We start from the raw sequence: 14,553 nt of genomic DNA, 5'->3' as shown, positions 1-14,553 counted from the left end.
GCCAGTCCCTGGCTGCTCACAAAAGATATCCCTAACTTTTTGAAGTTTTAGAAAATCAGCATTCAAACGGACTTCAATCTGGCTATGATGGCGCTAAGTTTCTACCTGCAATAAATGAGTTTTGTCGGCATTTCTAGCCTATTCCATCAGCATTTAAACAGCCATAAAAATGTAAAGGCAGGTGAATGGATGTGTTGCGAGCAAAACTTCACAAAACATGGAAGTTTTGTGCGAGCGATTCACGGACGAACTTGCAGCGTTTTTGCGAGGAATACTCCATTTGCCTGCCGACGTCTCTGCCACAAACCCAATAGCAATGAATCAGCTTTCAACCAGACTTCAATCTGGCAATATTGTCACGGTTGTTTTTACAGCCATAAAAATGTAAAGGCAGGTGGATGGATGTGTTGCGAGCAAAACTTCACAAAACATGGAAGTTTTGTGCGAGCGATTCACGGATGAACTTGCAGCGTTTTTGCGAGGAATACTCCATTTACCTGCTGACGTCTCTGCCACCAATCCAATAGCAATAAACCAGCATTCAAACAGGCTTCAATCTGGCAATATTGCCACGGTTGTTTTTACAGCCATAAAATTGTAAAGGCAGGTGAATGGAAGTGTTGCGAGCAAAACTTCACAAAACATGGAAGTTTTGTGCGAGCGATTCACGGACGAACTAGCAGCGTTTTTGCGAGGAATACTCCATTTGCCTGCCGGCGTCTCTGCCACAAACCCAATAGCAATGAATTAGTGGGAATTACGAATAACGAACCAAACTTGAATTGCACGGATGCAATTCGAGAGAGCGCTCATCAACTAAAAGTAAAATGCCATCCTACTTTTTGCTGATATTCTTGTTCCTGTTGCAACTCGCTATCCATCAGTGGATGCACGGCTAACCAATTGGCTTCAAAGGTTAAGTTTAAGTCATTTAAACCTGTGCTGCACAGTTTCACTTTTGGTAAAACTTCATCTTTACGCCGCATGGTTAACAACACAGCTAAGCGCAATAAGCGTGTTAATTGGCCTGCTAATATTGGACTGGTCATGGTTTGGCTGTTTACTTCAGCCATATCTATGTCTTCGCGGTAGTTCTTAACAATTGCAATAAGCAGTTTGCGTTGTGCCAAACTAAAACCTGGGATTGCCGTGTTGCTTAAAATATAAGCGGCGTGGCGTGCGGCAAATTTAAAATCTACAGTTAAGCCAACTTCGTGCAATACACTGGCTGCTTCCAAAATAGCGCGGCTGTCATGCTGCTCTAACGCCCAATGCACGTGCAACTGGTCGAATAAACTTAACGCAATATCGCGAACGCGAAAAGCTTGTTCTTTATCTAAACGATAACGTTGAATAAAACTGGTTAAAGTGCGTTGGCGGATGTCTTGTTGCTGCAAGCAAGGGATCATGCCGTAGATAATGCCTTCACGCAGGGCGCCGCCAGCCACTACCATATAGCTGATATTCAGCGCTTGGAAAATGGCGATTAAAATAGCTAAACCACTGACAAATACTGGACGGCGTTCGTGGGCTAAACCAATAATATTAAGTTTATCAATATGGCCGCAGTCTATGCAGGCATCACGTAATTTTAATAACTTGTCTAAGGTGATCATTTCATTATCACCTTGGGCAATTAATACTTCTTGAATGGCTTGGGGTGTGCCCGACGCGCCTAAACAGGCTTGCCAGCCAAATGCCATATAAGGTTGTAATTTACCTGACATTTGCGATTGTGCTGCAGCTGTGGCCATTTCAAAATTGCGTAGCGTGATTTGGTCGTTTTCAAAAAAACGCTTTTTGTAAGTAACACAGCCCATGTTTAGGCTGTTAACAACAATAGGGGTGAAACGTTCGCCACAGACCATCTCTGTGCTAGCACCACCAATATCAATCACTAGTTTTGTAACTGAGGTGCCAGAGGTGTGAGCAACGCCCACATAAATAAGCCGAGCTTCTTCTTCACCACTAATAACGTCTATTCTATGATTGAGAATTTCTTCGGCTTTATCTAAAAACACATCGGCGTTTTGCGCTAAGCGCAACGCCGCTGTGCCGACAATACGAACATTTTTGGCAGGAATATCTTGTAGGCGTTCAGCAAATAATGACAAACAATCCCAACCACGCGCCATCGCGGCTTGGTCTAATTCGCCATTATCTTGCAATCCAGCAGCTAATCGAACTTTTCGTTTAATTTTGCCTATAGTTTGCACGCTCCCTTCAACAGAGCGCACAATTAACATATGAAAGCTGTTTGAACCTAAATCAATAGCAGCATAAATCGGATAATGCTGATCGGCCATATAGGCAATACTCCTTAACTAGCGACGACCTCTTGTTCTTTGTTTACTGTCGGTACGTCCGCCTTGCATACGTCTTTTATAATGTGGTTTTGGTGCAGTTACATCATCCAGCAATGCAGTTGGATCATACTTACTTACAGGTATAGCATGATCTATATATTCCTCAATAGCTGGCAAGTTATAAACATACTTTTCGCAGGCTAAACTAATTGCATGACCTGTTGCCCCCGCTCGGCCGGTACGACCAATACGATGCACATAGTCTTCGCAGTCATCTGGTAAATCATAGTTGAATACATGAGTCACTTGTGGAATGTGTAAACCACGTGCTGCTACATCCGTTGCAACCAAGATATCTAATTTACCTTCAGTAAACTGCTTTAAAATGCTCAAACGTTTTTTCTGCGGGACATCACCTGTCAATAAACCAACTCTGTGCTTGTCGGCTTTTAGCCATTGGTAAACATCTTCACAACCGTGTTTGGTATTGCTAAACACAATCGCTTTATCTGGCCATTCATCTTCTATAAGAGTTAGAAGAAGCAACATTTTGTCTTCGTTAGCCGGATAAAATAATTCTTCACTAATGCGCGTATTAGTCATTTCTTCAGGTGCGATGTGCACATGGGTTGGACTATTCATATGTTCGTAGGCTAATTCTTGTACACGCATAGACAAGGTAGCGGAAAATAACATGCTCAGTCTTTGTTTAGCTGCAGGCATGCGACGGAATAAAAAACGAATGTCTTTGATAAAACCTAAATCGAACATGCGATCGGCTTCATCTAACACCACAGATTCAATTTTGCTTAGATCAATAAGACCTTGCTTATAATAATCTATAATACGTCCGGTTGTGCCAATGACTATGTCTGCACCAGCTTCAAGCTGCTCTGTTTGCGCTTGATAACCTTCGCCTCCATAAATTAAAGCCAGCTTTAAACCTGTATGTTTTGCTAATAAAGCTGCGTCGTTATGAATTTGTACAACCAGTTCACGCGTAGGGGCTAGTATTACGGCGCGAATTTGTTTTGAAGTCCTGTCCTGTGGGGCTTGGTTAGACATTAAATGGTTGAACATTGCCACCAAAAAAGCCATAGTTTTGCCCGTACCAGTCTGTGCTTGACCCGCAACATCTCCGCCTGCCAATGCAACTGGCAAGCTCTGAGCCTGAATAGGTGTACAGTGTTTATAGTTAGCTTCAGCTAACGCTTGGTGAACACTTGCATGCAAATTTAATGATGCAAATTCAACCTGTGATAAGTGAGTTTGTATTGTCATAGTTGCTCAAGCATATCAGTTTCAGCTTGCAAAAAGAATCCGAATAGATTAAAAAAACAGTCTGTTTTATTCTCAACGGTTTTAGCCGCAAAATTTGGAGAAATTAATGAGCTCTGATGCCATTTTAACTTTATCAGACGCAAGCTTTGAGTCTGATGTATTAAACTCTGAAAAGCCAGTATTAGTAGATTTTTGGGCAGAATGGTGTGGTCCTTGTAAAATGATCGCGCCTATTTTGGATGAAGTTGCTAACGACTACGCGGACAAAGTAACAGTAGGTAAATTAAATATTGACCAAAACAACGCTTCACCAGCTAAATATGGTGTGCGTGGTATTCCTACTTTATTATTGTTCAAATCAGGTAGTGTTGCTGCTACTAAAGTTGGTGCTTTATCAAAGACTCAACTTAAGCAATGGTTAGACGAAAACCTATAATTTTAGGTTAGCTAATCACTAGAAAATTGAAGCTCTAGAAAAAAGAGCTTCTTTTTTCTGGATCTATTTAATTTTAAGTGCTACCTTATTTTTTAGTTGTTACTTATTCGAAGTGCAACGTCTAATTATTTTTCCCTGTTAATCCTAATCAAGCAAGTACTGTTTCAGCCAGTCTCTGAGATAAGAACCCACCAATATGAACTTAACGGAACTTAAAAACAAACCTATTAACGAATTGGTCCAGCTAGCCGAGTCTATGGGACTCGAAAACATGGCGCGTTTACGTAAACAAGACATAATTTTTGCAATCTTGAAAAAGCATGCCAAAAGTGGCGAAGACATCTTTGGTGATGGTGTGCTTGAGATTTTGCAGGATGGATTTGGCTTTTTGCGTTCAGCAGACTCGTCTTTCTTAGCCGGTCCAGATGACATTTACGTATCACCTTCACAAATTCGTCGTTTCAATTTGCGCACAGGTGATTCTATCGCGGGTAAAATTCGTCCACCAAAAGAAGGTGAGCGTTATTTTGCATTATTAAAAATTAACCAAGTTAACTTTGATAAGCCTGAAAACTCGCGCAATAAGATTTTATTTGAAAACTTAACTCCGCTACACGCCAACGAGCGTATGGTGATGGAGCGTGGTAACGGTAGTACCGAAGATATTACTGCACGTGTTTTAGATTTAGCTTCACCAATTGGTAAAGGCCAACGTGCCTTGGTTGTTGCTCCGCCAAAAGCGGGTAAAACCATGTTACTACAAAACATTGCACAATCTATTTCAGCTAACCACCCAGAATGTGTGTTAATGGTGTTGTTAATTGACGAGCGCCCTGAAGAAGTTACTGAAATGCAACGTTTGGTTAATGGTGAAGTGGTTGCTTCAACATTCGACGAACCTGCTAGCCGTCACGTGCAAGTTGCCGAAATGGTGATTGAAAAAGCTAAACGTTTAGTTGAGCACAAAAAAGACGTCGTGATTCTTCTTGATTCAATCACTCGTCTAGCACGTGCGTACAACACTGTCATTCCTTCATCTGGTAAGGTATTAACAGGTGGTGTAGACGCAAATGCATTACACAAACCTAAACGTTTCTTTGGTGCTGCGCGTAATGTAGAAGAAGGTGGTAGTTTAACTATTATCGCAACTGCGTTAATTGATACCGGCTCTAAAATGGATGAAGTTATCTACGAAGAGTTTAAAGGTACAGGTAATATGGAAATACACTTAAACCGTAAGATTGCGGAAAAACGTGTATTCCCAGCTATCGACTTCAACCGCTCAGGCACGCGTCGTGAAGAGTTATTAACTTCACAAGAAGAGCTACAAAAAATGTGGATCTTACGTAAGATAGTGCATGAAATGAGTGAAACTGACGCAATGGAATTCTTAATTGATAAATTGTCTATGACAAAAACCAATGATGAATTCTTCGATGCGATGAAACGCCAAAAAGGTAGTTAATCAGCGACATATCGCGTTAACTAAATAGTTTCAAAATGGCTGATGCAATGCTAAATTTTTAGTTATTGCATCGGCCATTTTTCGTTATTGCGATTAACCGCGATAATCACGACTCATAAAGGAATTCTTTCAATGCCGCTTCCGCTCAATGTTAATGTATTGCAGCCAATTGACCGCCTAAAATTTTTTGTTGAACGCCAATTAATTAAAGGCGCTGGTTATCAATTATTTGTGATAATTGGTGTGATTGCTTTGGTGTCTATGGTCGGTGGCTTTTTGTTGGCACCTATTAGTGGGCATGAAAGTAACTTAGCCGAGGATATTTGGTGGGCGTTTTTGCGTTTAACCGATCCGGGTTATTTAGGTGATGATGAAGGGGCGTGGAAGCGTATAGTTTCAACCTTATTAACCTTGTGTGGTTACGTGCTATTTATGGGTACACTGGTTGCGATAATGACCCGTTGGTTAATTGCATTTATGGAGCGGCTTGAACAAGGGTTAACACCTGTTTCGATTAAACAGCATATCGTCATTTTAGGCATGAGTACTCGAGTTGTGCCTATTATTCGGGAATTATTGGGTGTTGAGGTTAATCGAAGCTTTTACAAAAAGCAGCACAAAGAGAAAAATCCAACTCTGGTGTTATTGGCCGAAGAAGCCAATGCTGTTATTCATCAACAATTATTAGCCGAAGTATCACTGCCAGCTAAATGGTCGCGCCAATTAATTTTGCGTTCTGGTAATGCACTGCAAAGTGAAGCCATTCACAGGGCCGCTTGTTTACAGGCTTCAGCGGTTATTTTATCCAACAAATACCAAAGATCAGATTCACTGGTCACGACAGATGTGGAAACGATAAAAAGTTTATTAACCCTAAATGTATTGGCTAAAGGCGCAAACCAATTTCCGCGTTTAGTGGTTGAACTAGATGATGTGCGCCATACCAAGCTGGCGAAAAAATCTTATGAAGGTCAAGCTAATATAGTTGTAACCGACCAAACCATCAGTCGATTAATGGCACAATGTGCAGTCGCACCAAATTTGTTAAAGGTGTATACCCATTTACTCAATAGCCAAAATCAAGGGCGCTTTTTTATCAAAGACGCTAGTTCTCATATAGGGAAAGCCCTGACGGAAGCGCGTTTGTACCACAAAAACGCCATTCTAGTTGGTTTTATTGACAAAACTAGCCAGAGCTTTAATTTGGCTGTGGGCGAACAAGCAAAACATCGAATTGTCCCGAGTGATAGCTTAGTTTATGTTGCATCGAATGTGAGCCAATTAGAGCCGACTATCCAGCCAGCTCGGCCAACAGTATTGCCGAACAAAACTAAAGTTAAAACCAACAATAAAGAGGTTAAACCGCGCAAAAAACTTTTGCTGTTAGGTTGGAACCGTCGTGTACCTAACATTATCCATGAGCTTGATAGCTACACTAATGAAAGTTTTGATGTGACTTTAGTCTCGACTATGTCTGCGCAAGTACGTCAGCAAGAAATTAATAAATTGGGCAAATTCAGTTCACGCATTAATTTAACTTTACAAGAAGCTGACTACATGATGGAAAACGAAGTCAGACAGTTTAGCCCGCAGGAGCAGGATATTATCTTGTTGGTCTATAGTGATAGGTTAGATTCAGCCGAAGAGGCGGATGCGCGCGTATTAGTTGGTTCCATGGCGCTCGATGAAGTGCTAGAGCAATATCCAAACCGTCCACACGTGTTGATTGAATTGAGCGATCCGTCAAATGAAAACTTTTTGGAGCACTCTAAAACCGATACTTTTATTACGCCTTTATTGATGAGCCATTTGTTATCTCAAATTGCGTTAATTCCTGAGCATCAAGTTTTGTTTGATACTTTAATGGAAGCAGAAGGAGTTCAAATTTACCTTAAGCCACTGGGTAATTACACCGACAAACAAATGCTCAAAGTTGAAGAGCTGCAGCCAATTGTCGAAAGCCATAACGAGTTGTTATTAGGTGTTTTCCAAGCAGAAGCGACTGAACAAGCGATTTTACTTAACCCGGCAATTGAGCGAAGGATATCCTCGCTGTCGAATGATTTATTAATTGTGATAGGCGAATAAACGAATAAAAATTAAACATTTAAACTGTTAGCTGCAAAAATTGCTGGCAGTTTTTATTTAGATAGCTAGAATCACAAGTCTGCATTGCGCGTCTGTAGCTCAGCTGGATAGAGTAGGTGGCTTCGAACCACTTGGTCGGGAGTTCGAATCTCTCCAGGCGCGCCAGCCTTTCACTTCAACTTTTTGTATTTAAAGGTTTTTATTGTTTGGGTTTTGAGCTGATACCCTTAGTTATACCCTAATTATGTTTTTTGGCCTTGAAATTTGCGTTGATATTCAGCTTTAATTAACTGCTCAATATATGGTTTATTTTCCATCTTATCGTTGAATGTTAGGGCTTCTAGCATGTCAGCCAACTCTTTTTTTAATTTAAAGTTTAGATATTGATATTCATGCTGATTTTTTCTATAGACTTTTTGTGCCCACATCTTTTTTATTTTTATAAGCATTAGGTCATGTGTGTCTTTACTCTTAATATATAACGCGTCTAGGAAGTTAACTACCGAATAGTACTGTTCTTTTGTGTTCGTTGGCGCTATTAATGCGGGCAATAAGCTATTGTAGTTTTTATGATTGTATATATAACTCCATAGCTCAGAGCATTGTTCTATATTGTTGCTATCTTGCTTGTGATTCGAATTTCACGTGATTGTTGTTAACCTATGAAATCTGATAAGTTAGGTGGGCAGATATTGACGCCTTTGGATCACTAATTTACTTGGATCGTCTATCCGCGTTATTCATTTATTTATTCGAATATTATGAGATTATTAAATCTGAAGATAGAGCGGAAGTACGATTCTATTTTAGCTGAAAAATTTTGCGTTTGCTAAGTTGGAGCATCTTTTGCAGAGCTGCAAAGTGTTGGTTGAATAATTCATCAAACCTGCCATTTTCAATTATTGCACTTAAACCATTCGTAATATCCAGAGCAAGTATGGGATCAACCGGAGTAACATAAAAGTAAACGGGTAAATCAGTCTGGAGTATAATGCTTTCTTCAATCGCCATGTTTGGATATAGCGCTTTACGAGCATCGAATTCGTTTAGTACTTCACTTACACCACGAGGAAAATAATCAAACCTGTCTTTTGCTAACATTTTGAATAATCCCTCATAACTAGAGCTAGTCACTACATTGAACTGGTGGTGTTGAAAAATTGCTGTTACTGACCAAGTATGCCCTGCACCTAATCTAAGTTTTTTGAGCTCTTCAACTGACTCTATTTTGCTAAATTGTAGTTGGTTCTGTCGGTTTATTAGCAGTACGCGTTGCCCCATTAAGCCTTTTAATATGGGGTGTTTTACTACTATTAACGACGCTTCCCAATCTGTACGAGCTGCTGCCCACATAACTTGTACACTTCTTCCCTGCTGCATTTGTTTTGCTGCTCTTGCTTCGTCCACTCGCTCACTATAGCTAATCTTGTATGTGCTTGGTGCTGCCAGTTCGAGAGCTTCGTGCAAAAGAGCACTTGCATAGTTTCCACTGACATCAATTGGGGAGCTTGTTGGTGTTACAAGAACAATGTCTTTCGAAATGGCGAGTGAGGGTGTTAGCCATGCAACTAAAAGCAAACTAAGTGCTGGGCTAAGGTGGAGGAAGTCATTAAACCCTGCTTTTGTCGCTGACACTATAAACCCCCTAGTTTAAGGTGATAATCTGTCACCTAAAGATTGTTAGGTGGCTTAATTTGGTCCCTCACAAGTTGATCTACAATAAAACCTAGCACATACCAGACCGAATTCAAATAAAAACCACATGGGGATAGCAAGTAGTGATTGCGAAATTATGTCTGGAGGCGTCAACAACATACCAGCAATAAAAGCGCCAACCACAACAAAGCGGCGTTTTTCGGCAATAGCCGCTGGTGTTGATATACCTGTCCAAACTATCAAGATAATTGCGATAGGTATTTGAAATGAAATGCCAAAAGCAAAAAACAACTTGAGCACAAAGTCTAAATAACTGTTGATATCGGTTGATACTGTGACACCTTCTGGTGCTGTACCGACAAAAAACTGAAAAGCTAAAGGAAACACCACAAAATAAGCGAACGCTATACCGCTATAAAACAGCAGAGAAGAACTAAACATTAGAGGAGCGACTAAGCGTTTTTCATCCTTATATAAGGCAGGGGCAATAAAAGCCCAAATATGATAAAGCGTATATGGCATGGCGGCAAAAATAGACAATACCATGGTTAACTTAAACGGCGTTAAAAATGGAGTGGCCACGCCTGTTGCTATCATGCTGCTATTTTCGGGCAGTGCTTGCAGCAGTGGCTGCGCAGTCCACGAGTAAATGTTGTTTGCAAACCCGACCATAACAATAAAAATTATCAGCACAGTTAATATTATCTTTAATAACCGATTTCTAATCTCAATCAAATGGCTAATCAGAGGTTGTGATTTGTTCATAACTTGCCTGCGCTTTGAGTTGAGCCACTCGCTTTTACATGTTCTGAGTTGTTTAGGTCGGTACTCTCTTGGTCATGTGAGTTTCTTTTATCTTCATTCAGTCCCAAAGCCTCTTTGCATTTGGCTTCGCTGAGTTGCTGCTGCAATTCATTCACCTTTAGTTCATGATTTAACTCAGCTTTAAGGTTGTTTGCTGTTTGGCGAACATTATGAATGACAGATGTTACGCTGCGAATTGCACTCGGTAGTCTATCTGGGCCTAACACTGTGAGTCCAACAACACCTATTATAACTAGCTCCCAAAAACCAATATCTAACATACTAAACTACTCGTGCTTGGTGGTTTTAAGGGAGTCGGCTAGGGTAGCGTCTACCTTAGCAGAGGACGGTTCAGTAACATTAGACGTTATGCCTGGAGTTAAATTATTGGTGTATTGTGCCGAATTTTGCTCATCTCCATCATATTCTTTTTTGAAGCCTCTAATCGCGGCGCCTAAATCGCCACCTAAGTTTTTTAATTTTTTTGTACCAAACAATAGTACAACTATGACCAATACAATAACGAGTTGCCACATACTGATACCACCTAACATAAGGAACTCCTAAGTTTTGCTTATAAAAAAATCTACAAGGTGCAAGCTACACGGCTAAACAACCCCAATCATGTAAGAAGTGCCGCATACTTTCGTGAGCGGCACCATTTTTCGACTATCAAGCTAAAAACACTTATTCAAATTGCTCTTGGTAGTCATTGCCACTGACATTGTTGCCCATCCAACCATGCACTTGGGTCATATAGTCTTTGGATGTGGACATCATTGCCGAAACAATGGCGCCGCTGGTTTGATTGTTGTCAAATTCTTTTGTGTGGAAAGGGGCGTAAAATACATTGCCTGTGACTGTGCATTCTTGTGGTCGTTTTTCTACATTAGCGTCGCCACTGAAGCGCAACCAGCCTTGTTGAACAATATTGGTTCGAGTTGAAGCCCCGGTGTAATAAAAACCATTGTTGGCAACGCGTACATCTCGGCTTTTAGTGCGTATTTTGACCGGAGACCCCGATATATTCATAATGGTATTGTCTAACACTCTAGTTCTTGCTGAATCTGCAACATAGAAGGCGTGATACCTGTCATAGACATTCCCTCCGGTTTTAGTCTCGTGGTAAGGCGCTATATGGTTATTTTTCATAATGTTGTTCGTAATAATCACATCATCTGAACGTCTTACTTGAATGACCGAACCGCCAAAAATAGGTAGTTTATTTACTACGGTTGTTTCTTCTGGGTAATAGTAACTACCATTTTCAGTAAACAAACAGTCTTGTATTGTTAGTGTATTGCCCATATCAGGGCGATATGAGAATAAATAGATTGGATAAATTTGCCATCTTTTTAAATGTAAGTTTTCAAACACTACGGTTTTTTTACAGTTTGCATCTACGCCAATACAAGAAGCAGCCTGATTGTCTTTTACATAACCGCCATTGCCAAGTACAGCGAGCTCGTCGTTGTCATATGTACTCACCAGTAAGTGTTTATCTAAATCCCAAGTGAAAGCGAATTTTTCTTTTTTTACCGCTTCTAACCTATTGCTGAGTGTAGTGCTGGTCATTGGATTTTCATTGTTTTGAAATGTATCGCCGCCTTTAAGCAATATAACAAAGCCAGGTTCAGACAAGTTTGATTGACAAATTTCTTTGGCTCGGTTTAATGTTTTCACTGCGTGGGTGTGCGGAAAGCCATCATTAGCATCATCACCGGTAGACGATGAAACATAAATTTTTAAGCATTGAGAAAATATTGAATCGTTTCTAACGCGGGCCTCACGTTGTTGGTCTGCTATATTGACTTTTCTGAGTAATTTTTGAATTTTAAGACCTAGATGAGTAGGAGGAATTGCTTCAGTGGTTGCTTTTAAAGTTATACCCGTGATGTATTGATCTTCCGGTGCCTTAGCAAAATCGCCACTTGGGAGGTCTGCGTCGCCTCCATTTTCCACACGTCCGACTTTTAACTTCTCAGGGAATGGTGCAGTGTGTAAAGATACGTCATATAACTTGCCATCTGCGCTAATTTTTATACCAGTTAGAATATGGCCATCTGGTAAGGTTACTTCATGGTTTGATTTTTTGCTTTTGCCAATAACAATACTGGTGCCAAGAGATGCTTTATCAATAATGGGTCTTGATTTTGTTGCAATTTTGATATTTGAAGCTTTAGGAATACGTACTCTAACTTGAGTTATTCCCCAACCTTGATTCCCTTTTACGATTAAATCTGAGGTTTTGTTGTTGTATTCTCTGAACTCATTAACTAAGTCAACCGCATAAACACTGCGGGAAAATCCAATAGATGTGCAAACCGCAGTAGCCACCGCAGAGGCAACAGCACCTTTAACAAATTGTCGTCTATTAATGCTCATAGCAAAATACCTTTTGTTGTTTGTGTAGATGATATGTAACCGCTTAAAATTTGTAATTTGTGTGTTATTCAAACTGCTCTTGGTAGTCATTGCCACTGACATTGTTGCCCATCCAGCCATGTACTTGGGTCATATAGTCTTTTGATGTCGACATCATCGCAGAAACAATTGCGCCTTCAGTTTGATTGTTGCTAAATTCATCTGTGTGGAATGGGCCGTAAAATACGTTGCCAGTAACGGAGCATTCTTGTGGCCGTTTTTTTGGATTAGATTCGCCACTAAATCTTAACCAACCTTGTTGTACTATGTTGGTTCGGGTTGAAGTTCCGGCATAATAAAAAGCATTGTTGCTCACTCGAACATCTCTACTTTCGTAGCGTATTTTGACTGGTGAGCCAGAGGTGTTCATTATGGTGTTGTCTAAAACTCGGGTTCTTGTGGCATCGGCAATGTAGAAGGCGTGATATCTATCATAAACATTGCCACCGGTTTTTTTCTCGTAATATGGCGCAATATGATTATCTTTCATTATGTTATTAGCAATAATCACATCGTCAGAACGCCTGACTTGTATAATTGCACCACCAAATATAGGCAGTTTGTTTACTATGGTTGTTTCATCAGGGAAATAATAACTACCATTTTCGGTAAAGACGCAGTCTTGTATGATGAGTGCATTACCAGTCGTGGGACGGTAACCGTATAAATAAAAGGGGTAAATTTGCCATCTTTTGAAATGTAAGTTATCAAATATCACGGTTTTTTTGCAGTTGCCATCTACACCAATAGCAGAAGATGCTTGGTTGTCTTTTACATAACCACCATTACCAATTATTGCCAGCGAATCGTTACCATATGTCCCCATTAACAAGTGTCTATTTAGATCCCAGATAAAGGCGAATTTTTCTTTTTTCACCGCCTGTAATCGCTTATCGAGTCTAACACTGGTCATGGGCATGTCATTGTTATTAAAGGTATCGCCACCTCTAAGCAAAATTGCAAAACCAGGTTTAGATAAATTGGATTGGCAAATTTCTTTGGCTCTATTTAAAGTTCTTACTGGCTTGTTTGGCTCTAAGCCATCATTTGTGTCATTCCCCAATGAGGACGAAACATAAATCTTCAAGCATTTAGAAAGCATTGAGTCACTTTCAATAAGTGCATTGCGCTGTTGATCCGCAATATTGACTTCTCTTAATAACTTTTGAACTGTAAGGCCTAAATGAGTCGGCGGGGGCGCACCAGTTGTTGCTTTTAATGTAATACCCTTGATGTATTGGCCGTCAGCCGCTTCGGCAAAAGTGCCCGTTGTTATGTTGTCTCCACCATTAACTGTAGTGCCAACAAATAACTTTTGTGGGAACGGGCTTGTGTGTAAAGACACATCATATAACTTGCCGTCTGCGCTAATTTTTATACCTGTTAAAACATGTCCTGTAGGTATTAATACTTTATGGTTTGACAATCTACTTTTGCCAATAACTATACTTTCTCCAAGTGACCCCCCATTTAAAATGGGGCGAGATTTTGTGGCTATTTTTATACTAGAAGCGCCAGGAATATTTACTGTAACTTGGGTAATACCCCATCCTTGATTGCCTTTTACAATTAAATCCAAGGTTTTGTTGTTGTTTTCACTAAACTCATTGATCAAATTAATTGCATAAACACTACGGGAAAATCCAATAGATGCGCAAACTGCAGTAGCTACTGCTGTCGCCACTGCACCTTTTACAAAGTTTCGTCTAGTCATGGTCATAGGTAAATACCTTGGTTGTGGTTGAAACACTATCAATGGCGATGAGTCAACAATGGGGTTGTTAAACGTTTCTATTAGATAGAGGCTTTTCGTTTTGTATTGATTGATTTGCTACTGCAAAATCGGAGTCATCTTGGTTGGTGCTATCTTGAGCTTTATATTCGTTTTTAAAGCCTTTTAATGCCGCACCTAAATCACTGCCAATGTTTTTAAATTTCTTTGTACCAAACAGTAAAACGACAATGACTAATATAATGGCGAGTTGCCATATACTGATACTACCTAACATAGTTGGCTCCTTAGGTAATGGGTTGTAACAAGGTTGGAATGCTCGTGATGTAATGCCGTTTACACGTGTAAACGGCATAAATAT

13 protein-coding genes and 1 tRNA gene are annotated in these 14,553 nt (G+C 40.2%); 4 read left to right on the top strand and 10 right to left on the bottom strand.

Features of this window, described 5'->3' with window-relative positions:
* Positions 1-812 precede the first annotated feature (812 nt).
* Together gppA and rhlB are read right to left on the bottom strand one after the other, a co-directional pair.
* Positions 813-2,306, bottom strand: coding sequence for a guanosine-5'-triphosphate,3'-diphosphate diphosphatase (gppA, locus tag WSC_RS0102885; RefSeq protein WP_016954397.1), 1,494 nt, complete (start codon positions 2,304-2,306; stop codon positions 813-815).
* 18 nt (positions 2,307-2,324) lie between these two features.
* A complete protein-coding gene (gene rhlB / locus WSC_RS0102880; RefSeq protein WP_016954396.1) occupies positions 2,325-3,587 on the bottom strand; it encodes an ATP-dependent RNA helicase RhlB in 1,263 nt (420 codons plus the stop codon).
* 106 nt (positions 3,588-3,693) lie between these two features.
* Between rhlB and trxA the strand changes: the two genes are divergently transcribed.
* The 4 genes from trxA (at position 3,694) to WSC_RS0102860 (ending at position 7,741) form a co-directional block, all read left to right on the top strand.
* Complete coding sequence (gene trxA, locus WSC_RS0102875; protein WP_016954395.1) at positions 3,694-4,023, top strand: thioredoxin TrxA; 330 nt, start codon at positions 3,694-3,696, stop codon at positions 4,021-4,023.
* Positions 4,024-4,219: 196 nt separating this feature from the next.
* A complete protein-coding gene (gene rho, locus WSC_RS0102870) occupies positions 4,220-5,488 on the top strand; it encodes a transcription termination factor Rho (RefSeq protein ID WP_016954394.1) in 1,269 nt (422 codons plus the stop codon).
* A gap of 132 nt (positions 5,489-5,620) precedes the next feature.
* Positions 5,621-7,576, top strand: coding sequence for a CASTOR/POLLUX-related putative ion channel (locus WSC_RS0102865; RefSeq protein WP_016954393.1), 1,956 nt, complete (start codon positions 5,621-5,623; stop codon positions 7,574-7,576).
* An 88-nt stretch (positions 7,577-7,664) separates the two neighbouring features.
* Positions 7,665-7,741 (top strand) — tRNA-Arg (locus tag WSC_RS0102860).
* Between the two features lie 77 nt (positions 7,742-7,818).
* Here the strand turns inward: WSC_RS0102860 and WSC_RS24810 are convergent.
* The 8 genes from WSC_RS24810 to tatA (WSC_RS0102820) all read right to left on the bottom strand — a co-directional run bounded on the left by WSC_RS24810 (position 7,819) and on the right by tatA (WSC_RS0102820) (position 14,469).
* On the bottom strand, positions 7,819-8,004 hold the full coding sequence (locus tag WSC_RS24810) for a hypothetical protein (RefSeq protein ID WP_157447169.1): 186 nt from the start codon (positions 8,002-8,004) through the stop codon (positions 7,819-7,821).
* A gap of 373 nt (positions 8,005-8,377) precedes the next feature.
* Positions 8,378-9,211 carry a type 2 periplasmic-binding domain-containing protein gene (locus WSC_RS0102850; protein WP_016954391.1) on the bottom strand — a complete coding sequence of 278 codons (834 nt, stop codon included), beginning with the start codon at positions 9,209-9,211 and terminating at the stop codon, positions 8,378-8,380.
* Between the two features lie 54 nt (positions 9,212-9,265).
* Positions 9,266-9,997: a twin-arginine translocase subunit TatC gene (gene tatC / locus WSC_RS0102845; protein ID WP_016954390.1), complete on the bottom strand. Its 732-nt coding sequence runs from the start codon at positions 9,995-9,997 to the stop codon at positions 9,266-9,268.
* Positions 9,994-10,317 carry a Sec-independent protein translocase protein TatB gene (gene tatB, locus WSC_RS0102840; RefSeq protein ID WP_016954389.1) on the bottom strand — a complete coding sequence of 108 codons (324 nt, stop codon included), beginning with the start codon at positions 10,315-10,317 and terminating at the stop codon, positions 9,994-9,996. Before tatB ends, tatC begins: the two co-directional genes overlap by 4 nt.
* A gap of 6 nt (positions 10,318-10,323) precedes the next feature.
* Positions 10,324-10,590 carry a twin-arginine translocase TatA/TatE family subunit gene (tatA, locus tag WSC_RS21680; RefSeq protein WP_016954388.1) on the bottom strand — a complete coding sequence of 89 codons (267 nt, stop codon included), beginning with the start codon at positions 10,588-10,590 and terminating at the stop codon, positions 10,324-10,326.
* 133 nt (positions 10,591-10,723) lie between these two features.
* Positions 10,724-12,421, bottom strand: a complete 1,698-nt coding sequence (locus WSC_RS0102830) for a right-handed parallel beta-helix repeat-containing protein (protein ID WP_016954387.1) — start codon at positions 12,419-12,421, stop codon at positions 10,724-10,726.
* Positions 12,422-12,485: 64 nt separating this feature from the next.
* The gene (locus WSC_RS0102825; protein WP_016954386.1) at positions 12,486-14,180 is read right to left on the bottom strand and encodes a right-handed parallel beta-helix repeat-containing protein; all 1,695 of its coding nucleotides are present in this window, start codon (positions 14,178-14,180) and stop codon (positions 12,486-12,488) included.
* A 61-nt stretch (positions 14,181-14,241) separates the two neighbouring features.
* The gene (gene tatA / locus WSC_RS0102820) at positions 14,242-14,469 is read right to left on the bottom strand and encodes a twin-arginine translocase TatA/TatE family subunit (protein WP_016954385.1); all 228 of its coding nucleotides are present in this window, start codon (positions 14,467-14,469) and stop codon (positions 14,242-14,244) included.
* Between the last annotated feature and the right edge of the window lie 84 nt (positions 14,470-14,553).

Source organism: Catenovulum agarivorans YM01 (assembly GCF_000281085.1).
In the GTDB taxonomy this organism is placed as follows: domain Bacteria; phylum Pseudomonadota; class Gammaproteobacteria; order Enterobacterales; family Alteromonadaceae; genus Catenovulum; species Catenovulum agarivorans.
Note: the sequence above shows the minus strand (reverse complement) of the source record. Positions and strands in the feature narration are given on the sequence as shown.